The sequence below is a fragment of the Psychrobacter sp. DAB_AL32B genome (genome assembly GCF_002224105.1).
Classification (GTDB): domain Bacteria; phylum Pseudomonadota; class Gammaproteobacteria; order Pseudomonadales; family Moraxellaceae; genus Psychrobacter.
Map to the genome: position 1 here is coordinate 1 of NZ_NEXU01000113.1, position 20,275 is coordinate 20,275.

Consider the following 20,275-nt stretch of genomic DNA (forward strand, 5'->3'; position numbering starts at 1 on the left):
TCTGCCTAAACTGTTTCATGATATGGGCTGTATCGATTTTATATTAAACTGACTATATTTTAAATATCTACTTTTTTATCGCACACATTAGCTTAGCAAAAATGTACGTTAACTGATGTATCAATATGAATGCAGATTTATTTGCTTTGCCACTTGCGCTCTTAGCTCACTGGCTTATCATACTCATATTCACATTATCATTTATAGCCAAATATGAATAACAAACCTCAAGCAGCTTTACCAACTTCGCCCGCTTCACAAACCAAGCAGACATTTAACGAACAGCTGTCTTCTGCGCCTCCCAACACGCCTGATAAAAAAATTACTGTCAATAATTCGTACGTATTTGCTACCACAGCAGAGGTTAAGCAATGGATTAAAGCCCAAGCACAAGCTTTGGGGTTTGCTGACTGTGGGTTTTTGTCCGTGCATCATCCTTTGTTTACTAAACAGACTGAACAATTAAAGCAATGGTTAGCGAAAGGCTACGAAGGTCAATTGCAGTTTATGCATAGCAATCATCATCTACGTGCCCATCCTGAGCAACTGGTGGAAGGGGCTAAAACCATCATCAGCGTACGTATGGATTACTTAACCCAAACACCAACACCGCGCGCTATCACTGATAACGATCATCCAAACCAAGGCATCATCGCGCGTTATGCGAGAGGGCGTGATTATCATAAAACCATGCGCAGTCGCTTAAAGCAATTGGCATTAAAGATTGAAGCCATGCTTCCTGAATGGCAACATCTAGATATCGGTGCTGATACGGATTTTATTTTTAGGCCATTTAGTGATTCAGCGCCTATCTTTGAGAGGCCTATTGCTGATGCCGTTGGTCTCGGCTGGACCGGGAAGCACACGCTGCTCATCAACAAGCAAGCAGGTTCATTTTTTGTGCTGGGAGAGTTGTTTATGAGTCTCGAATTACCTGATGATGAACCCGTCAAAGAGCATTGTGGTAGTTGCAGTGCCTGTATTGACATCTGCCCTACCCAAGCGATTGTCGCACCCTATGAGCTCAATGCGTCAGCCTGTATCTCATATCTGACTATTGAGCACGACGGTATTATTGATACCAAATATCGCCGCGCCATTGGCAACCGTGTCTTTGGTTGTGACGACTGTCAATTGATTTGCCCATGGAATCGCTATGCCAATCTCACGCCTGTAGAAGATTTTGCGCCAAGGCACAATCTTGACAACAGTAGCTTGTTAGAGCTCTGGCAATGGCAGGAAGCAGATTTTATGAAAAAGACTGAAGGTAGTCCACTAAGACGCACCGGTTATGTGAATTTTTTGCGCAATATCGCCATTGCTCTTGGTAATGCTAATGGTAGTCAGGAAGTGATCGAGGAATTACAAACTAAATTAGGCAAACATAATGCTATGCTTGATGAACACATTCATTGGGCAATGACTGAACAACATAACAAACTAAAAATAATTAACAAGTAGAAAAAATTTTGTGTAAATCAAAATCTTTCTTAAGATATTTATACGAATTATAAAAACAAAAAAAATGCCTCTTATTATTATGAGAGGCATTTTTTATTAACTTACTTCTTTAGATATTAAAAATTAAAATTATGGCTTAGGAATACGTAATACTTGACCTGGGTAAATTTTATCAGGGCTAGTTAGCATTGGCTTATTGGCTTCAAATATTTTCAAATAATCACCAGCTGACCCATAAACATTCTGCGCAATCTTCGATAAATTGTCGCCAGATTTTACGGTATACATAGTAGATTCAGGTGCATCTTCTTCGATATCAATATTATCAATCACCTTAGCAACATTTTGCACATTACCGATAGCGATAATAGCCTTTTCACGATCTGCTTGGGTTTTTGCCTTACCACTAATTTCTGCTGTATCCGTTGAACCGTTATACTTGATTTTTAGATCACTAATATTAAGATTTTGCTGCTGAATACGACGAAGCAAAATATTGGCTACTGACTGTGCAGAAGGCTCACTACTTTGTACCGGTGTATTAGCGTCCGCTTTCGTTTCTACTTTAGCATCATGCTTGGCATCATCACGATTGAAAATCTTATCACCAATGTCTTTTGCAAAACTGAACATACCCATATAACTGCTCCTTGAAATATTGTTATTTATTATTAATCTGAGAGTAATTATCTTTCTTTAGTTAATTAACTACTCTCATTCTTTTTTGCTTACCATCACGAGTATAAGCAAAGGCTAACGCTATGAATAGTAACAGTATGTTTAGTAATGTTGATTTGGCGTAGCTTGTGTTAACGTACTTGGTAATAAAGTGACTATGCATTACTACGTTAAATCACTGCGATGGATTATCGCAATAATCTAGTGTAGTAATGCACCAAGATAATTTGCTGGCATATATTTTTAGAATGAATGATAGGCATAAAAAAACCGCTTATCTATTAAGATAAGCGGTCATATCAAACTTGCTAAGCGAGTAGCTAATTATAGCTGTGCTTGTACGTAGTCAATTGCTTTTTGAACAGTCGTTAATTCTGCTGAATCTTCATCAGGAATAGTGATGCCGAAGTCGCTTTCGAATGACATAACCAATTCAACTAGGTCCAATGAATCGGCACCTAAGTCTTCCATAAATGAAGCATCGTTATTGATATCTTCAACATTCATACCTAGTTGCTCAGCTACTGCGGCTTTAACTCTTAGCTCGGTATCATTACTCATGTAGATTTCTCCTTTTTGATCTATTATTTTGACAAATTACTATAACATCTTAATTAGATTCTATAGCATTGTATATAAAATGGGATTTTTAGATTTGTATGGCTTTCTGAGTGCGCTATAACAAGTTATACATTTACTAATGTCTAGTAAAACCTTGCTATCATACAGGGCTTTGACTTAAAAGTATTCGTCATTATAGCACTCTTTATTATAGTTTACACTCGTTCACACAGTTTTTTATTATAACTATGTAACGCTTGGCTACAAGCTGATCACTAGCAACTACATATACATGCCACCATTGACAGGCAGAACGGCGCCTGTAATATAACTGGCTTCATCGCTCGCTAAAAATAGTACTGCTGCTGCAATATCTTCTGGCTGGCCAAGACGACTAATAGGAACGGCATCTAACATTGAGTTTAATAAGCGTTCGTCAAGCTCGTCGGTCATATCGGTTTCAATCAAGCCTGGCGCCACACAATTAATGGTCACTTGGCGTGAGCCTATTTCACGCGCTAGCGTGCGGCTGAAGCCCTCGACACCGGCTTTAGTCGCTGCATAGTTAGATTGACCGGCATTGCCCATTTGAGCGACGACAGAGGTAATATTGATGATACGACCACGGCGCGCTTTCATCATGCCGCGAATAGCACGTTTACTCATACGATAAACAGAGGTCAAATTGGTATCAATCACATTGTCCCAATCTTCATCTTTCATACGCATCAATAAGCCATCTTGGGTGATACCAGCATTATTGACCAACACTTGAACCGCACCATAGACACTTTCTATCTCTTCAAATAGTTTGTCAATCTGTGCGGTATCGCGTACGTCTAGCACTCGACCTATTCCGCCACTATCGTGTAGATACTCATCAATCAATGCAGCACCCTTTTCAGTGGTCGCTGTACCGATGACAAAATGTCCTTCTTTGGCGAAGCGTTTGGCGACAGCTTTGCCAATACCGCGGCTCGCGCCAGTTACTAATGTAATCGTACGACTCATGATAACACCTCCAACAATTTATCTAGACGGGCGGGCTTGTCGGTAGGATAGCTTGCAATTGGGTGCGCTTGGCGCTTTGCCAAATTACTCAATACGTTACCACTGCCACACTCGATTAAAATATTAATTTGTTTATCAGCTAGCTCTTGCATGGTCTTGGACCATAATACTGGTTCACTTAACTGTTCAGTTAACGCCTCTTTAATACCTGCTGCACTGGTCTCAACGCGCGCGTGACGGTTTTGAATAACTGGAATCGTCGCCTGATCGAATTTGATTGATGCTAGCTCTTTCGCCAATGCGCTGCTCGCTGGTGCCATAAGGGCACAATGCGAAGGCACGCTTACCTTCAATGGAATGGCCTTTTTACCAGTATTTTGTACTTTATCAATGACCGCGTTGACGCCTACCGCATTACCAGAAACCACCACTTGTCCAGGACTGTTAAAGTTTGCTGCGCCAACAATCGCATCATCAACATGCTCAGTTGCTTGTTCACACAGGGTTTCGACTCGATGGTCTTCCAGACCTAGCACGGCTGCCATAGCCGTATCGATACCTACCACGGCCTCTTGCATCAATTGACCACGCTTATGCACCAGCTTCACTGCATCCGCAAGTGAGATCACACCAGCGGCGCAAAGGGCGCTATATTCTCCTAGAGAATGACCGGCTAGATAACAGGGCTTATTTTCTATTTTTTGTTGTAAGATACGCCAAATAGCGATGCTAGCCGTCAGCAATGCTGGCTGCGTATATTGAGTTTGATTGAGCTGGTCTTCGTCCTGACAAATTGCCCATAAGTCTTCACCAAGCGCGTCACTCGCCTCAGTAAAGGTTTCAAGAATTTCAGGGTAAGTTTCAGCAAGCTCGCTGGTCATACCCACGACTTGAGATCCTTGTCCAGGGAAAATAATGGCAATACGAGTCGGCTGTTTTTTTATCATATCGGGTACAGAGGCCATAACCAATATTCCTTATTTAATTGAAAATACCCCTAAAGTGAACGGGGTGCATTGCAGAGTTAAAGACTATATGGAATTTTTATTTTATAGAGCCATTGCTGTCACTAGTCCTTTAAGACAACTGACTCTTATGAAACTATACACTGACGTAGGTCATTAGCATAGCGGCCAAAAAGTTAATTCGTTATCTTGCCCTATTAAGCGCTCATGAATGATCATTCATGAGCGCTTAAAACAAATATTTAAATATATACCAAGCTTTAAAAAACAGTAAAAAATTAATAGCAAAAAGCCAAGTTATCTAGCCACATAATATATGATAGCGAAATAACTTGGCTTTCTTTAGCTCAAACTGATTGCTGGGTAACAGCTGTGCGAGAACTGTCGATAGTTATAAAAACTATCATAATTCTGCGTCAACCAGCAAATAACTTAAGCGTCTTGACTGACTTTAAATAGCTGGCGACCACGATAGAAACCATCTTTAGTCATGTGATGACGACGATGCTTTTCACCAGTGGTAGCATCGATGCTTAGCTCAGCGATTTCCATACGATGATGTGAACGGCGCATGTCACGACGAGAACGACTTTTACGACTTTTTTGAACGGCCATGATATAGCTCCTATACTTAAAAGGGGATAAGCTTGAAATTCAGCTTTAATCGACACTGACAGAGGCTATATAATCACAACAACCTAAGTCTTACGCATCATTAGTTAAATAGATTGCCACACGTATTGAAGTGTTGATTACGTCTAAAATCTATAGTTAGTTTGCAAGGTTAGCATCTATCTGCCAGCGGCAGGTTGCTAGAATGCAATAATCGGGACATTATACGCATGTTTAGCGGATTAATAAAGCCCTGCTGTTCACTCTTCTGCAAAAAGCTGACAAAAGGTATAACGAAGCAACTTATTATGCCTTTTATCACTATCATTTATACCGTTACAACTTGCCTTTTAAAGAAGCTAAAGCGGCAAAAGGATTTTCGCTCTCTTCTTCTTCTGGTATCTCACCAAACTGCTCAACCGTCATTTCACAGTCATCATGCTTCGGCGCCATTGGCGTTTTAAGCAATATTTCATCTTCGACCAATTTTTTAAGCGGTAATAAACGCTCTGGGGATTGTTCGGTGATAATTTCATCGAGCAACAAATAGTCTTGCTCTTCATTAACTAAGCGTATTTGGCTCTCATTATCGAGTAGCGCAATATCATAATCATCTGTCAAATCTATCACAATTGGTTGCAAACAACGTTGGCAAGTTAACCATACTTCACCAGTTAATGTAAAAGCCAGATGCAACACATCATTTCGACGATACAGATTAGCTTTTAGCAGAATATTTGATTGAGCATGCTCAGTAGCTAATATAGTAGCAAGCCGCTCAAAAGAGTTGGGTATTACTTCTCCTGCCCATTCAAAGCCACTGTCTTCCCATTTATTTAAGGAAATATGTTCGAGCATGCTGGTTGACATAGACGCTGGTATTTGTTCAGCCTGAAGCGCTGACGACTTGTTATTTTGGGTGCTTGACATGCGCGGCCTCATTGATCAAAAACGGTGTATAATATTGCTTGCCATACTAACGGAAAGTGCTCTGCTGCGCTAGCGCTAGTATGTTAAGATTTTCGGTAGCTTATGTGTTGTTACCTTTCATTATTCGTTCGCATATATGAGTATATTCATCTCTTAATCTTTATTTGGTCAATGCTTTACTTATGATATCGCCTACTATTCATCCCAATTTTTCCAGCTTATTATCTACTTTTGACGCTGGGCTTTTATTACAACGTCTAAATGAATTGGACAGTGAAAAAACCTGTAGCAGTTCTGAAAATTTAGCTGATCCTCTAACTCGATATACATCTATTAAATATCGCTTAACGGATGTTATTTTACTCGAACACCCGTTGGCTGAAAATAATGAACAAGCTATTACCGACTGGCTAATACAATTATTTAACGCCCTATTCGTCAATCCGCGAGTCATATTAGTTCGCGGCACTGGCGAGCCAGAATATTTTCCTGCCCAAAATAATCAACCGGCAAGAATTGAATTTGCCCATGGTTTTTTTGCCAGTGCATTACATGAAATCAGTCATTTTTGTGTCGCAGGTGAGCGGCGCAGACAGCTATCTGACTTTGGCTATTGGTATGCACCCGATGGACGCTCAGCAGCTCAGCAGCAAGCTTTTGAGCGTGTGGAGATTAAGCCACAGGCATTAGAGTGTCTATTTACTCTAGCTTGCAGACGCCCTTTTCAAGTATCACAGGATAATCTATTTGCTGACTTTGATACTAGCAACAGTACCTTTCCTCAAGATGTTTATCAGCAAGTGAAAACATACATTGCTAAACCACATACGCTACCGGCTGATGCTAAAACCTTGCTACAAGCATTACTTACTAGTTATACGATGAATTAACTTAAGAATACCGAGCATATTTTATTTTTCATAAAAACATCTTATTCCATCAGGTTAACGATTTCATAACCATATTAACGCCTTGCACTTAAACTTATATTTGCTTTGGGCTATACTAATGACTTAACCCATATTTTATCGACAATCATACCCTCAATAAAGTAAGCTAATATTTGACAGTACCTCATCAATTACTATGCTTATTCAACTATTTCTACTTAGCAAGCCCTCTATCTATTTATATAACCATATTTTTTTCTCGTAAATAACGATATATTTAAATGACAAAAGTCTAATAATTATAAAATAAGGAATTATTATGCAAGTACTTTATATTCATCCAGAAAATCCACAGCCACGTCTTATTGAGCAAGCAGCTGACCTATTACGTAAAGATCAACTGATTATTTACCCAACCGATACCAGCTATGCCTTTGGTTGTCGCCTAGGTGCAAAAGACGCGCTAGAAAAACTGAAGCGTATTCGTGAGCTCGATGATAAACACCAATTTACATTGTTATGTCGTGATTTGAGTGAAATTGCCAATTATGCAGCCGTAGACAATTTGCAGTTTAAACAGCTAAAGGCTCTTACACCCGCGCCTATCACTTTTATTTTAAATGCGACTAAAGATGTGCCGAAGAAACTGGCGCATGCGAAGAAAAAAACCATTGGTATTCGAGTGCCAAGCAATCCTATCGCCCAAGCACTTTTGGAAGCGATGGATGAACCTATTTTGACCAGTTCATTAATATTACCAAACCGAGATGACATATTAGATGACCCCTTTGAAATAGAAGAACTATTGGGCAATCAAATTGATGCGCTAATCAACGCTGGAATCAAGACCACTAAGCTGACCACTATTATAGATATGACCAGTAGCCAGCCTGAAATGATCCGACAAGGTGCTGCCAATGTTGATTCATTACTACTCTAATATGTTCAAAATACTGCGCACACAAAAAAGCTCCAATTGAATTGGAGCTTTTTCTATAAATCATCTAGTCGATATAAAATTAGTCGCGATCAACCAATTCTACATAAGCCATAGGCGCATTGTCACCATCACGGTAACCGCATTTTACGATACGCAAATAACCACCTGGACGCGTCTGGTAACGAGGACCTAACGTGCCAAATAATTTGCCTACCATAGCTTTGCTACGCATGCGGCTGAATGCTAAACGACGATTAGCAACGCTGTCTTCTTTAGCCATAGTGATCAATGGCTCGGCAACGCGACGTAATTCTTTAGCTTTTGGTAAAGTTGTTTTGATCAGTTCATGCTCAAATAATGAGTTAGTCATGTTCTGAAACATTGCCTTACGATGACTGCCGGTACGACCCAGCTTGACTCCACTCTTACGATGGCGCATAGTCAAAAATCCTTAAAGTTTAACGGCTACGATAAGAAAAGCGATCATCAACACGTAAATCAGCTGGTGGCCAGTTATCTAGGCGCATACCAAGCTCCAAATCTTTAGACGCTAATACGTCTTTGATTTCTGTTAATGATTTCTTACCAAGATTTGGGGTTTTTAGAAGTTCAGTCTCTGAACGCTGTACCAAATCACCGATATAGTAAATGTTTTCAGCTTTCAAGCAGTTGGCTGAGCGAACCGTTAGTTCAAGATCGTCCACAGGGCGTAATAGCACCGGATCAACCTCTTCTTTTTCTTTCACAGGCTCAGGCGCTTCTTCAGCTTCTAGGTCAACAAAGATAGAAATCTGTTGTTGTAAAATAGTGGCTGCTTTACGAATTGCTTCTTCTGGATCTATAGTGCCATTAGTTTCAAGCTCAATGATAAGACGATCAAGATCGGTACGTTGTTCTACACGTGCGTTCTCAACCTGATAAGCAACACGAAGCACAGGACTAAAACTTGCATCAAGCTTTAGGCGTCCAATTGCTTTAGTATCACCATCTTCACGGCGTTGGTTTGCTGGCTCATATCCACGACCCATTACTACACGCAAACGCATCTTTAGATGACCACGGTCATTCAATGTACCCAAAACCAATTCTGGATTGATAATGTCTACATTGTGCGGTAACGTGATGTCTGCAGCAGTAATAGTGCCTGGACCTTGTTTATCCAAGGTCAAAAATACTTCATTTTGGTCATGAAGGGTGATTGCTAAGCCTTTTAAGTTCAAAAGCAAATCAAGCACGTCTTCTTGTAGCCCTTCAAGCGTTGAGTATTCATGGTCAACACCATCAATCTCAGCTTCAATGACTGCAGCACCAGGTAATGAAGATAACAAGATGCGACGTAAGGCATTCCCTAGGGTATGGCCAAAGCCGCGTTCTAACGGTTCGAGCGTGACTTTCGCAATCGTTTCGTTAACCGTATCCACGTTGATGGCGTTCGGCGTTAGAAACTCAGTTGCATTTAGCATCATGATGTCACCTCGATTTATTAAACTGGTTTAATTAACGTTAATTGCTCAATGCCATTTTCATCGCATCGAGCAGTACGTTACTTACTTAGAGTATAGCTCAACGATTAAGCTTTCGTTGATTTCAGCAGGTAGATCAATACGATCAGGCGCTTTTTTAAACGTGCCTTGTAGTTTGCTGTGATCAACATCTAGCCATTCTGGAATACCACGTTGGGTAGCCAGCTCAATTGCGTTTTTAATACGCAATTGTTCGCGAGATTTCTCTTGAATAGCGATGACATCACCATCTTGAAGCTGAATTGATGGAATGTTCACACGAACAAACTCATCACGGCCAGCTCTTTTTACCATCACAGTGCGATGGCTAACTAACTGACGTGCTTCAGCGCGCGTTGAGCCAAAGCCCATGCGATATACTACGTTATCAAGACGACTCTCAAGCATCGCTAGTAGGTTCTCACCAGTAGCGCCACGCTTACGAGCAGCTTCTTTGTAGTAGTTTGCAAACTGACGCTCTAATACACCATAGATACGTTTAACTTTTTGCTTTTCACGTAACTGTAAAGAGTATTCTGAGCTTTTGTTACGGCTTACACCATGTTGACCAGGTGGACGAGCCGATTTTTTCGTTTTTACGTCGTATGGTTTAACACCAGACTTAAGGCCTAAGTCTGTACCTTCACGACGTGATAATTTGAGTTTTGGTCCAATATAACGGGCCATTGTTATGTCTCCTATAAGCTTTCATTATAAAAAGCTTCGTCTTTAATATTAGACGCGGCGCTTTTTCGGCGCACGGCAACCATTGTGTGGGATTGGGGTTACATCAGAGATGCTGTTAACTTTATAACCCAATGCACCTAGTGCTCTTACCGCAGACTCACGACCCGGTCCTGGTCCTTTGACCAAAACATCGATATTCTTAACACCATATTCTTGAGCCGCTTTACCAGCGACTTCAGCTGCAACCTGAGCTGCAAATGGTGTAGATTTACGTGAACCACGGAAGCCTTGTCCACCTGAAGTGGCCCAAGCCAATGCATTACCCTGACGATCGGTAATCGTAACAATGGTGTTATTAAAAGACGCATGGATATGGGCTACGCCCTCCGATACTGAACGACGAGTCACCTTTTTGCGACTGCGAGTGTCTTTTGCCATCTTTTAGCTTCCTAAGTTAATTATCTTTTGAGAGGGCGTGTCGGACCCTTACGAGTACGAGCGTTGTTCTTAGTGTTCTGACCTCTAACAGGTAGGTTACGACGATGGCGGATGCCACGGTAACAACCAAGATCAACCAAGCGCTTGATATTCATTGACACTTCACGACGAAGATCACCTTCAGTCATGTATTCTGAAACTTGTGCACGGATAGCATCTAACTGTGTATCATCTAACTGACTGACTTTAGTAGTAGGGGCAATGCCAACTGCTTCTAAGATTTTCTGAGCAGTGGTACGACCTACACCAAAGATGTAAGTTAGTGAAATAACAGCATGCTTATTATCCGGAATGTTTACGCCGGCAATACGAGCCATTGATTTCTCTCCATTAAAGAAAAATAAGCTTTATCTATTAAATAAGGCATTATTTTTCAGATTTGTTGCTGTTAATACTAAAGCTTTTATAATTATTATCGCTGTTTTAACTTGGAAACCAAGTCTATCCATTGAACATGTTATAAAAGGTTTTGCATAAACTACGGCAAGTGGCGGATGATATCGCATCCGCCGTTATTTTTCAAGTATTAATTTAATAAGTAGCACAAGCTTAACGCTTTACTCTACCTAAATATTAACCCTGACGTTGCTTGTGGCGAGGTTCTGCGGTACAAATAATATGTACACGGCCTTTACGGCGCACAACTTTACAGCTACCACAAATCTTCTTAACTGATGCTTGAACTTTCATAGCATACTCCTTGAAATATCGTACCGCTCATTTAAGATCGAGTGGGCGATTGAATTAACGTCTGATCATGATATTGATGGGTCATCAAATGCGCTTGAATCTGCGAGATGAAGTCCATTACCACAACCACCATAATCAGTAACGACGTACCACCAAGTTGAAACGGCACACCAAACGATGACTGAACGACCATTGGCATTAAACAAATAACCGTCATATACATCGCGCCAATAAAGGTCAATCGGTTTAATACATGATCGAGGTAACGCTGAGTTTGTTGTCCTGGGCGAATACCTGGGATATACGCACCACTACGTTTAAGGTTTTCAGCAACTTCACGCGGACTAAATACCAATGCCGTATAGAAGTAACAGAAGAAAATAATCATTGCGCCAAACAGAACCAAATATAGCGGTTGTCCTGGAGACAACACCAGTGCCATATTTTGCAATATCTTTTGCATAAAGGTAGGATCAGTCGATTGACCAACCCACTGCCCCAAACTTGCAGGAAACAACAATAATGAGCTGGCAAAAATAGCAGGAATTACGCCTGCCATATTAAGCTTCAACGGCAAATGTGATTGCTGCTGGGCATAAATCTTGCGGCCTTGTTGTTGTTTTTGCGCATAATTAACAGGGACGCGGCGCTGAGCACGTTCAATATAAACAATACCGGCAGTAACCGCGATACCTAACAGTACAAAGATAAAGAGTACAATCAAGTTCATCTGACCTTGATTGACCTGTTCGATAGACTGCGAAATCATACCTGGCGTACCAGCGACAATACTCGCAAAAATGAGCATTGAAATACCATTGCCTACGCCGCGCTCCGTAATCTGCTCACCAAGCCACATTAAGAACATAGCGCCTGCTACCAATGAGGTAACCGCTGGAATATAAAAGGTAAGACCAGCAGACAAAGTAAGGTTTTGGCTGATTAAACCAGCACACATTCCTAATGACTGTACCAGTGCTAATGCAAGCGTGCCTTGACGGGTATACTTGTTTAGCTTACGTCGTCCCGCTTCACCCTCTTTTTTGAGGGCTTCAAGCGATGGCAATACTGCAGACATCATCTGTACAATAATCGATGCTGAAATATATGGCATGATACCAAGTGCCATGATGGACATACGCTCTAGTGCACCACCTGAAAACATATTAAACATGCTCAGAATGGTGTTTTCGTTGCGCGAAAACAGATCAGCCAAATTAACCGGATTAATACCCGGTACTGGAATGTGTGACCCTAAACGATAAACAATCAATGCGCCGATTAAGAACAATAGACGCGTCCATAATTCATCATACTTACGTATAAATGCAAATGGATTGAGCGGTACACCAGTCGATGACATTGATTGTTTTGACACGTTACTACTCCTCGATGCTACCACCAGCAGCTTCGATTGCTTGCTTGGCGCCTTTAGTCACTTTGATACCTTTAAAAGTATAAGCTTTAGTGACTTCGCCTGACAACATAATACGAGCACGTTTCATGTCGTGACGGATAAGGTTAGCAGCTTTTAATGTTGCAATACTAACGACGTCACCTTCGATTTTGTTCAGTTCAGACAGACGAACTTCAGCAGTCGTCATTGCCATTTTACTGGTAAAACCAAATTTTGGTAGACGGCGATATAAAGGCATTTGACCACCTTCAAATCCTGAGCGAATGCTAGAACCTGAACGAGATTTCTGACCTTTAACACCACGACCACCAGTTTTACCAAGGCCTGAGCCGATACCACGACCACGACGTTGGGCAGTTTTCTTCGCGCCAACACCTGGTGATAATTCATTTAATCTAAGACCCATTACGCTTCCTCCACTTTTACCATGTAGTTAACGCGATTGACCATACCACGAGTTGAAGGAGTATCTTCTACTTCAACAGTATGATTAATACGGCGTAAACCCAATCCTTTCAAGCTCGCTTTGTGGCTCTTGAGGCGATGGGCACCCGATTTAAATTGAGTGACTTTCATTTTTTTCATCGTAACTCACCTAGTCTAAGTTAACCCAAGATTTCGTCTACAGATTTACCACGTTTCGCTGCCATCTTTTCTGGAGTTGACATATCACGTAAACCGTTAAACGTTGCGCGAACAACGTTAGCAGTGTTGGTAGAACCATAACATTTAGTCAAAACATCTTTGACACCAGCAACTTCTAATACAGCACGCATTGCGCCACCGGCGATTACGCCAGTACCTTCAGATGCAGGTTGCATAAGAACTTTACTAGCACCATGACGTGCTTTGATCGGATGATGCAAAGTTGCACCATTAAGCTCAACAGTAATCATATTGCGTTTGGCAGCTTCTAGTGCTTTTTGAATAGCAGCGGGCACTTCACGTGCTTTACCGCGACCAAAACCAACACGACCATTGCCATCACCCACTACGGTCAACGCAGTGAAAGAGAAAATACGACCACCTTTAACAACTTTTGCAACGCGATCAACGGTAACTAAGCGTTCTACTAGACCGTCAGTCTGTTCATTTTTATCATTTTTATCATTTCTAGCCATGATTAAAACTCCAATCCGTTTTCGCGAGCAGCTTCAGCTAAAGCTTTTACTCGACCATGATATTTAAAACCACTACGGTCAAAGGCAACTTTAGTGATACCAGCTGCTTTTGCGCGTTCTGCGATTAATTGGCCCACAGACGTCGCTGCATCAGCGTTACCAGTCGCGCCTGAGCGCAAGCTGCTGTCTAAGGTAGATGCCTGAGCAATCACTTCACCACCGTTAGGAGAGATAATCTGGGCATACATATGCTTTGGCGTGCGGTTAACCGTTAGACGATGAACGCCCAAGAAACGGATGTGCGCGCGGGTTTTCTTAGCTCGACGTAGACGAGCTGCTTTTTTATCAAACATTTCAACTCACCTTATTTTTTCTTAGCTTCTTTGCGAATCACATGCTCGTCACTATAACGAATACCTTTACCTTTATAAGGCTCAGGTGGGCGGAAACCACGGATATTAGCCGCTGCTTGACCAAGCTGCTGTTTGTCGTTTGATTTTAAAACGATTTCAGTTTGCGTTGGGGTTTCAGCTGACACACTTTCAGGTAGCGTATATTCTACTGGATGCGAGTAACCAACGTTCAAGGTTATTTTATTACCAGTAGCTTGTGCACGATAACCAACACCGATTAGTAGAAGACGTTTTTCAAAGCCTTCGTTTACGCCTATTACTAAGTTGTTTAGTAAAGAGCGCATGGTGCCAGTATGCATCATTGCTTCTTTTGAGGCTGCTACAGGTGAGAGAAATATTGCATCATCTTCCTGTTTCAGCTCGACCAATTCATGCAGGCGTAAAGACATAATGCCGTTCTTGCCTTTAACTTCGACCTGCCGATCGTTCAAAGTAACGCTTACGCCGTTTGGCAGCGTTACTGGGGCTTTAGCCACACGAGACATAGGAGTATTCCTTAAAAAATTAACTTCTTTATATTAGCGAAAAAACTAACAGGCTAAAAAGCGTGTTAGTTTAGCATAGTTGACCGCGTTAGACATCTATCAATTTGAAATAATTAATCATTACTATATCGATAGGTGTCTAACAAACGTCAAATAGACTTTATTGTCGTGTAGCTTACGCTACAAATGCGACAACTTCACCACCAATACCAGCAGCGCGTGCAGCACGATCGCTCATGATACCTTGGCTAGTTGATACGATAGCAACACCCATACCTTGCTTAACAGTAGGGATAGCGTCTTTACCGCGATGCTGGCGTAAACCAGGACGGCTAAAACGTTGAATCGTTTCGATGACAGGTTTGCCTTCGAAGTATTTTAGTTCAATAGATAATGTTGCTTTGTTGTTGTCTTCTGCAGTAACAACAGCGTTAGCCACATAACCTTCGCTAACCAACAGATCAGCGATTGCTTTACGTAGCTTAGAGTTCGGCATTGCTACCGATACTTTATTAGCCATTTGTGCGTTACGAATACGGGTTAGCATATCCCCAACGGTATCTTGCATACTCATATAGTTACCCCTTACCAGCTTGCTTTACGAACACCAGGCACATCGCCTTGCATGACACGCTCACGCAACATATTGCGTGATAAGCCAAACTTGCGGAAGTAACCGTGAGGACGACCTGTGATAGCACAACGATTGCGCAGACGTACTGGTGATGCGTTACGTGGTAAAGCTTGTAGCTCTAACATCGCTTCCATACGAGTTTCGTCACTTGCAGTCATATCACTGATAGTTTCTTTTAGCTTGATACGCTTGTCAGCATATTTAGCTACCATTTTCTCGCGCTTTAATTCGCGGTTAATCATGCTCTTCTTTGCCATAACGTCTTTACCTTATTTAAATGGGAAGCCGAATGCTTTAAGCAACGCACGACCTTCATCATCAGTAGCAGCTGACGTAGTGATGGTCACATCCATACCGCGGATACGATCAATCTTGTCGAAGTCTACTTCTGGGAAAACAATTTGTTCTTTGATACCCAATGAGTAGTTACCACGACCGTCAAAGGCTTTAGGTGAAAAACCACGGAAGTCACGAACACGAGGAATTGCAACGGCAATGAGACGATCTAAAAATTCGTACATTTGCTCACCGCGTAGCGTTACTTTGCAACCAATTGGCCATTCTTCACGAATCTTAAAGCCAGCAATTGATTTACGCGCTTTGGTGACTACAGGTTTTTGACCAGCAATTGCGGTCATATCAGCTACTGCACCTTCAAGCAATTTCTTGTCTTGAGACGCGCCGCCTACACCCATATTAAGTGTGATTTTAGTGATTTTAGGCACTTGCATCACGTTATCTAAACCAAGCTCTTCTTTAATCTGCTGCTTTAGTTCGTTGTTATATAAAGCTTTTAATCTTGCCATTACCATTACACCCTTAGTGTCTTACGCAGTCGCCACTACTTCACCGTTCGAACGATAGACGCGTTGTTTGTTGCCGTCTTCGCCGAATTGATAAGTAATACGGTCTGCTTTTTGGGTTTGCGCATTTAAGATTGCGACATTTGAGATGTGCAGAAAAGCTTCTTGCTTAAGAATGCCACCTTCAACGCCAGTTGCCTGATTTGGCTTCTGATGTTTAGTAACAATATTAATGCCTTCTACTTTAATACGATCATTTTTTACAGCTTGTACAGTACCTTGTTTGCCTTTATCTTTCCCAGCAATCACGATAACTGTATCGCCTTTACGTAATTTTGACATGGATTACCTCACAATACTTCTGGTGCTAGTGATACAATTTTCATAAACTGATCACCACGTAGTTCACGAGTTACCGGTCCAAAAATACGAGTTGCAATCGGCGCTTTGTTTTGGTTCAACAATACCGCAGCATTGTCGTCAAAACGTAATACCGAACCATCAGGACGACGAACGCCTTTTTTGGTACGTACAACTACCGCATTCATCACGTCGCCTTTTTTAACACGACCGCGAGGAATGGCTTCTTTAACCGTTACTTTAATGATATCGCCGACTGATGCATAACGACGATGAGAGCCACCCAGTACTTTAATGCACTGAACTCGTCTTGCACCGCTATTGTCTGCAACTTCCAGCATTGACTCAACCTGAATCATAGCGTTAACTCCGCACGTATGAGCAATAAAAACCAGTTGCTGCCGCTAGCACAGTATGAGTAGACGGCATTTAATGTAAATAACCGCAGCTTACTCTTAATGTGAGTGATATACGCTCGGCGCAATCAGCATCCTTAAAAAGGCGGACATTTTAACAGCTTCTGGCTTTTAATGCAATTTACTTAGATTTTTTCTACTTTTTCAACCACTTCAACCAAAGTCCAAGACTTGGTTTTTGAGATTGGACGCGTTTCTTTGATACGGACAAGGTCGCCTTGTTGGCAAACGTTGTCTTCATCATGGGCTTTGATTTTAGTAGAACGACGAAGCTGTTTGCCATACAAAGGATGACGAACCAGACGCTCAATCAAAACTGTGATGGACTTATCCATCTTGTCGCTGACAACTCGTCCTGTCAATACGCTAGCATTAGCTGTTTGATTGTTATCGCTCATGAGTCGCCTCGTTGTTTCTCGTTAATCATAGTCTGAATCTGAGCAATCGTACGACGATTGACTCGGACTTCATGGGTATTACCCAACTGACCAGTTGCTTTAGCCATACGAATACGGAAAGCATCAAGTTGCTTTTCATCAAGTAACTGGGTCAGTTCTTCTAATGATTTATCACGTAATTCACTGATCTTCATTACATTATCGTCCGCTTAACAATGGTAGTTTTAAAGGGCAGTTTTGCTGCAGCAAGCGTTAAGGCTTCGCGAGCAAGCTCTTCTGATACCCCTTCAAGTTCATATAGCATTTTACCAGGTTTGACTTCGCATACCCAATATTCTACAGGACCTTTACCTTTACCCATACGTACTTCTAATGGCTTGTTGGTAATTGGTTTGTCTGGGAAGACACGAATCCAAATCTTACCGCCACGCTTAATTTTACGAGTGATGGTACGACGTGCTGCTTCAATTTGACGGGCAGTCATACGACCACGAGTCAAAGATTTTAGACCAATTTGTCCGAATGCAACGGTGCTTCCACGATGAGCTAGCCCAGTGTTACGACCTTTATGCATTTTACGAAACTTGGTACGTTTTGGCTGTAACATAGTTTAACCTCTGTCTGTGTTTCGACGGTTTCCGTTTCCACGACCACGGCGTTTTGGCGCACGAGTCTGCTCTTCTTTAACGGGGTTATAAACACTGTTCATACCGTCAAGGATTTCGCCACGGAAGATCCAAACTTTTACACCGATGGTGCCGTAAGTGGTTTCCGCACGTACTGACGAATAGTCAATATCGGCGCGTAGTGTATGCAATGGCACACGACCTTCACGGTACCATTCAGTACGAGCAATCTCAGCACCGCCAAGACGGCCAGACAACTCAACTTTAATACCTTTAGCACCAGAACGCATGCTGTTCTGTACCGCGCGCTTCATTGCACGGCGGAACATAACACGGCGTTCAAGCTGACTTGCGATACCTTGTGCTACCAAGTGAGCATCAAGATCAGGCGAAGTGATTTCTTCAATGTTGACCTGAGCAGGTACGCCCATAATTTTGGTCAATTCTTTTTGAAGTCTTTCAATGTCTTCGCCTTTCTTACCGATAACAATACCAGGACGCGCAGTGGCGATGGTAATCTTAGCAGCACCGGTAGGACGCTCAATCATGATATTGCTAATCATAGCACTATCTAGCTTTTTGCGCAGATATTCACGAACTTGAATGTCGTTGATCAGATATTCTGAGTATTGTTTTGGGCTAGCATACCAGTTTGCGTTATGCTTTTTGACAACACCAAGACGAATTCCGATTGGATGTACTTTTTGTCCCATAACTTATTCCCCTACCTTGATAGTGATATGACAGGTACGCTTGCTGATACGATCAGCGCGACCTTTAGCACGTGGTAGGATACGTTTTAGCGTAATGCCTTCATCAACGTAGATGGTTGATACTTTAAGGGTATCGATATCTAGACCGTTGTTGTGTTCAGCATTGGCGATGGCTGAGTTAAGACATTTCTTAACAAAAACCGCGCCTTTTTTATTACTATACGTTAGGATATCCAAAGCACGCTCGATAGATTTGCCACGAACTTCATCGGCAACGAGTCTAACTTTTTGTGCCGAAATGGCGGCACCGCGTAATTTTGCAGTTACTTCCATGGTAAGCACCTTATTTCTTAGCTTTTCTGTCAATGCCATGACCACGATACGTACGAGTCGGGGCAAATTCACCTAGTTTATGACCAACCATCTGTTCGCTCACGATAACCGGTACATGAGTACGGCCGTTGTGAACAGATAAAGTTAGGCCAACCATTTGTGGCAAAATCATTGAGCGGCGCGACCAAGTTTTGATCGGTTTGCGTGAGTTGGTATCTAATGCTTTCTCAACTTTGGCAAACAGGTGCGCGTCTATGAATGGACCTTTTTTCAATGAACGAGGCATGAAATTCTTCCTTTATTTCTTCTTGGCGCGGCGGCGGATGATCATACTGTCAGTACGCTTATTATGGCGCGTTTTAAGTCCTTTAGACTTCTGACCCCAAGGGCTGGTTGGATGGCGACCTTTGTTACGACCTTCACCACCACCGTGTGGGTGATCAACCGGGTTCATTGCGACACCACGAACTGAAGGACGAATACCACGCCAACGTGAAGCACCGGCTTTACCAAGTGATTTCAAGTTGTTTTCAGTGTTAGAAACTTCGCCAATAACAGCACGGCAATTCACGTGTACGCGGCGAGTTTCACCTGAACGCATACGAAGAATAGCATAAATACCGTCACGACCTAATAACTGAACGCTTGCACCCGCAGCACGAGCCATCTGTGCGCCTTTACCGATTTTAAGTTCGATATTATGGATCACAGTACCCAATGGGATGTTTTTAAGCGGTAAACAGTTACCTGGACGAATTGGTGATAATTCACCTGACATTACGGTATCGCCAACTGCTTGCTTTTTAGCAGCGATAATATAACGGCGTTCGCCATCAGCATACTTAAGTAAGGCAATATGAGCAGTACGGTTAGGATCGTATTCGATACGCTCTACCGTTGCTGGGATATTGTCTTTGGTACGTTTGAAGTCAATAATACGGTAATGTTGCTTATGACCACCGCCAATATGACGACTAGTAATGCGGCCATTATTATTACGACCACCTGACTTGCTTTTTGATTCTAGAAGCGCTGCAAACGGACGACCTTTATAAAGGTGTGGATGCACCACTTTTTCAACAAAACGGCGGCCTGGTGATGTTGGCTTCGCTTTTACGATAGGCATGAGTG

General features: G+C 42.0%; 33 protein-coding genes. 3 read left to right on the top strand and 30 right to left on the bottom strand.

The window, feature by feature from the left end; translation table 11 throughout:
• Window positions 1–213 precede the first annotated feature (213 nt).
• Window positions 214–1,461, top strand: a complete 1,248-nt coding sequence (gene queG / locus CAN34_RS12420) for a tRNA epoxyqueuosine(34) reductase QueG (protein WP_089555911.1) — start codon at window positions 214–216, stop codon at window positions 1,459–1,461.
• A 129-nt stretch (window positions 1,462–1,590) separates the two neighbouring features.
• Here queG and lysM read toward each other — a convergent pair whose 3' ends face one another.
• From lysM to CAN34_RS12450, 6 genes are all read right to left on the bottom strand, one after another.
• A complete protein-coding gene (lysM, locus tag CAN34_RS12425) occupies window positions 1,591–2,100 on the bottom strand; it encodes a peptidoglycan-binding protein LysM (protein ID WP_079691013.1) in 510 nt (169 codons plus the stop codon).
• Window positions 2,101–2,463: 363 nt separating this feature from the next.
• Complete coding sequence (gene acpP, locus CAN34_RS12430) at window positions 2,464–2,700, bottom strand: acyl carrier protein (protein ID WP_025652201.1); 237 nt, start codon at window positions 2,698–2,700, stop codon at window positions 2,464–2,466.
• Between the two features lie 282 nt (window positions 2,701–2,982).
• Window positions 2,983–3,711, bottom strand: coding sequence for a 3-oxoacyl-ACP reductase FabG (gene fabG, locus CAN34_RS12435; protein WP_079691012.1), 729 nt, complete (start codon window positions 3,709–3,711; stop codon window positions 2,983–2,985).
• A complete protein-coding gene (gene fabD, locus CAN34_RS12440; protein ID WP_079691011.1) occupies window positions 3,708–4,676 on the bottom strand; it encodes an ACP S-malonyltransferase in 969 nt (322 codons plus the stop codon). The genes fabG and fabD overlap by 4 nt, the downstream gene beginning before the upstream one ends.
• Window positions 4,677–5,108: 432 nt before the next feature.
• Entirely contained in the window at window positions 5,109–5,291 is a 183-nt protein-coding gene (rpmF, locus tag CAN34_RS12445) for a 50S ribosomal protein L32 (RefSeq protein ID WP_079691010.1), read from the bottom strand.
• A 333-nt stretch (window positions 5,292–5,624) separates the two neighbouring features.
• On the bottom strand, window positions 5,625–6,218 hold the full coding sequence (locus CAN34_RS12450) for a DUF177 domain-containing protein (RefSeq protein WP_079691009.1): 594 nt from the start codon (window positions 6,216–6,218) through the stop codon (window positions 5,625–5,627).
• Between the two features lie 182 nt (window positions 6,219–6,400).
• Here CAN34_RS12450 and CAN34_RS12455 point away from each other — a divergent pair, with 182 nt between their 5' ends.
• Together CAN34_RS12455 and CAN34_RS12460 are read left to right on the top strand one after the other, a co-directional pair.
• Window positions 6,401–7,108 (top strand): elongation factor P hydroxylase, encoded by a 708-nt coding sequence (locus tag CAN34_RS12455; protein WP_089555912.1) that lies wholly within the window; start codon window positions 6,401–6,403, stop codon window positions 7,106–7,108.
• Between the two features lie 319 nt (window positions 7,109–7,427).
• A complete protein-coding gene (locus CAN34_RS12460) occupies window positions 7,428–8,048 on the top strand; it encodes an L-threonylcarbamoyladenylate synthase (RefSeq protein ID WP_089555913.1) in 621 nt (206 codons plus the stop codon).
• Between the two features lie 79 nt (window positions 8,049–8,127).
• Here the strand turns inward: CAN34_RS12460 and rplQ are convergent, their stop codons facing one another.
• The 24 genes from rplQ to rplB all read right to left on the bottom strand — a co-directional run bounded on the left by rplQ (window position 8,128) and on the right by rplB (window position 20,270).
• Window positions 8,128–8,487 (bottom strand): 50S ribosomal protein L17, encoded by a 360-nt coding sequence (rplQ, locus tag CAN34_RS12465; protein WP_021813387.1) that lies wholly within the window; start codon window positions 8,485–8,487, stop codon window positions 8,128–8,130.
• A 19-nt stretch (window positions 8,488–8,506) separates the two neighbouring features.
• Window positions 8,507–9,514, bottom strand: coding sequence for a DNA-directed RNA polymerase subunit alpha (rpoA, locus tag CAN34_RS12470; protein WP_079691006.1), 1,008 nt, complete (start codon window positions 9,512–9,514; stop codon window positions 8,507–8,509).
• Window positions 9,515–9,595: 81 nt separating this feature from the next.
• Entirely contained in the window at window positions 9,596–10,237 is a 642-nt protein-coding gene (gene rpsD, locus CAN34_RS12475; protein WP_079691005.1) for a 30S ribosomal protein S4, read from the bottom strand.
• Window positions 10,238–10,285: 48 nt separating this feature from the next.
• Complete coding sequence (rpsK, locus tag CAN34_RS12480; RefSeq protein ID WP_058368279.1) at window positions 10,286–10,675, bottom strand: 30S ribosomal protein S11; 390 nt, start codon at window positions 10,673–10,675, stop codon at window positions 10,286–10,288.
• A gap of 20 nt (window positions 10,676–10,695) precedes the next feature.
• Window positions 10,696–11,052 (bottom strand): 30S ribosomal protein S13, encoded by a 357-nt coding sequence (rpsM, locus tag CAN34_RS12485; protein WP_079691004.1) that lies wholly within the window; start codon window positions 11,050–11,052, stop codon window positions 10,696–10,698.
• Between the two features lie 256 nt (window positions 11,053–11,308).
• On the bottom strand, window positions 11,309–11,425 hold the full coding sequence (gene rpmJ / locus CAN34_RS12490) for a 50S ribosomal protein L36 (protein WP_010196721.1): 117 nt from the start codon (window positions 11,423–11,425) through the stop codon (window positions 11,309–11,311).
• A gap of 31 nt (window positions 11,426–11,456) precedes the next feature.
• Window positions 11,457–12,788 carry a preprotein translocase subunit SecY gene (secY, locus tag CAN34_RS12495; RefSeq protein ID WP_165767659.1) on the bottom strand — a complete coding sequence of 444 codons (1,332 nt, stop codon included), beginning with the start codon at window positions 12,786–12,788 and terminating at the stop codon, window positions 11,457–11,459.
• A 19-nt stretch (window positions 12,789–12,807) separates the two neighbouring features.
• The gene (gene rplO, locus CAN34_RS12500; protein ID WP_079691002.1) at window positions 12,808–13,248 is read right to left on the bottom strand and encodes a 50S ribosomal protein L15; all 441 of its coding nucleotides are present in this window, start codon (window positions 13,246–13,248) and stop codon (window positions 12,808–12,810) included.
• Window positions 13,248–13,427 (bottom strand): 50S ribosomal protein L30, encoded by a 180-nt coding sequence (gene rpmD / locus CAN34_RS12505; protein ID WP_010196714.1) that lies wholly within the window; start codon window positions 13,425–13,427, stop codon window positions 13,248–13,250. The genes rplO and rpmD overlap by 1 nt, the downstream gene beginning before the upstream one ends.
• A 20-nt stretch (window positions 13,428–13,447) precedes the next feature.
• On the bottom strand, window positions 13,448–13,963 hold the full coding sequence (gene rpsE / locus CAN34_RS12510) for a 30S ribosomal protein S5 (RefSeq protein ID WP_079691001.1): 516 nt from the start codon (window positions 13,961–13,963) through the stop codon (window positions 13,448–13,450).
• Between the two features lie 2 nt (window positions 13,964–13,965).
• Window positions 13,966–14,316 (bottom strand): 50S ribosomal protein L18, encoded by a 351-nt coding sequence (gene rplR, locus CAN34_RS12515; protein WP_079691000.1) that lies wholly within the window; start codon window positions 14,314–14,316, stop codon window positions 13,966–13,968.
• An 11-nt stretch (window positions 14,317–14,327) separates the two neighbouring features.
• Window positions 14,328–14,861: a 50S ribosomal protein L6 gene (rplF, locus tag CAN34_RS12520; protein ID WP_079690999.1), complete on the bottom strand. Its 534-nt coding sequence runs from the start codon at window positions 14,859–14,861 to the stop codon at window positions 14,328–14,330.
• 175 nt (window positions 14,862–15,036) lie between these two features.
• Complete coding sequence (gene rpsH, locus CAN34_RS12525; protein ID WP_079690998.1) at window positions 15,037–15,435, bottom strand: 30S ribosomal protein S8; 399 nt, start codon at window positions 15,433–15,435, stop codon at window positions 15,037–15,039.
• Between the two features lie 11 nt (window positions 15,436–15,446).
• Window positions 15,447–15,752: a 30S ribosomal protein S14 gene (gene rpsN, locus CAN34_RS12530; protein ID WP_011279798.1), complete on the bottom strand. Its 306-nt coding sequence runs from the start codon at window positions 15,750–15,752 to the stop codon at window positions 15,447–15,449.
• A gap of 12 nt (window positions 15,753–15,764) precedes the next feature.
• A complete protein-coding gene (gene rplE, locus CAN34_RS12535; protein WP_079690997.1) occupies window positions 15,765–16,301 on the bottom strand; it encodes a 50S ribosomal protein L5 in 537 nt (178 codons plus the stop codon).
• Window positions 16,302–16,322: 21 nt separating this feature from the next.
• A complete protein-coding gene (gene rplX / locus CAN34_RS12540) occupies window positions 16,323–16,640 on the bottom strand; it encodes a 50S ribosomal protein L24 (protein ID WP_010196703.1) in 318 nt (105 codons plus the stop codon).
• Window positions 16,641–16,648: 8 nt separating this feature from the next.
• The gene (gene rplN / locus CAN34_RS12545; protein ID WP_010196702.1) at window positions 16,649–17,017 is read right to left on the bottom strand and encodes a 50S ribosomal protein L14; all 369 of its coding nucleotides are present in this window, start codon (window positions 17,015–17,017) and stop codon (window positions 16,649–16,651) included.
• Between the two features lie 182 nt (window positions 17,018–17,199).
• A complete protein-coding gene (rpsQ, locus tag CAN34_RS12550) occupies window positions 17,200–17,472 on the bottom strand; it encodes a 30S ribosomal protein S17 (protein ID WP_068408467.1) in 273 nt (90 codons plus the stop codon).
• Window positions 17,469–17,666: a 50S ribosomal protein L29 gene (rpmC, locus tag CAN34_RS12555; RefSeq protein ID WP_079690996.1), complete on the bottom strand. Its 198-nt coding sequence runs from the start codon at window positions 17,664–17,666 to the stop codon at window positions 17,469–17,471. Before rpmC ends, rpsQ begins: the two co-directional genes overlap by 4 nt.
• Complete coding sequence (rplP, locus tag CAN34_RS12560) at window positions 17,666–18,079, bottom strand: 50S ribosomal protein L16 (RefSeq protein WP_079690995.1); 414 nt, start codon at window positions 18,077–18,079, stop codon at window positions 17,666–17,668. Before rplP ends, rpmC begins: the two co-directional genes overlap by 1 nt.
• Before the next feature lie 3 nt (window positions 18,080–18,082).
• On the bottom strand, window positions 18,083–18,811 hold the full coding sequence (rpsC, locus tag CAN34_RS12565; RefSeq protein WP_079690994.1) for a 30S ribosomal protein S3: 729 nt from the start codon (window positions 18,809–18,811) through the stop codon (window positions 18,083–18,085).
• A gap of 3 nt (window positions 18,812–18,814) precedes the next feature.
• Window positions 18,815–19,144, bottom strand: a complete 330-nt coding sequence (rplV, locus tag CAN34_RS12570; RefSeq protein ID WP_045446615.1) for a 50S ribosomal protein L22 — start codon at window positions 19,142–19,144, stop codon at window positions 18,815–18,817.
• Window positions 19,145–19,154: 10 nt separating this feature from the next.
• Complete coding sequence (gene rpsS, locus CAN34_RS12575; protein WP_079690993.1) at window positions 19,155–19,430, bottom strand: 30S ribosomal protein S19; 276 nt, start codon at window positions 19,428–19,430, stop codon at window positions 19,155–19,157.
• 12 nt (window positions 19,431–19,442) lie between these two features.
• Window positions 19,443–20,270 carry a 50S ribosomal protein L2 gene (gene rplB / locus CAN34_RS12580; RefSeq protein ID WP_079690992.1) on the bottom strand — a complete coding sequence of 276 codons (828 nt, stop codon included), beginning with the start codon at window positions 20,268–20,270 and terminating at the stop codon, window positions 19,443–19,445.
• Window positions 20,271–20,275: the final 5 nt, after the last annotated feature.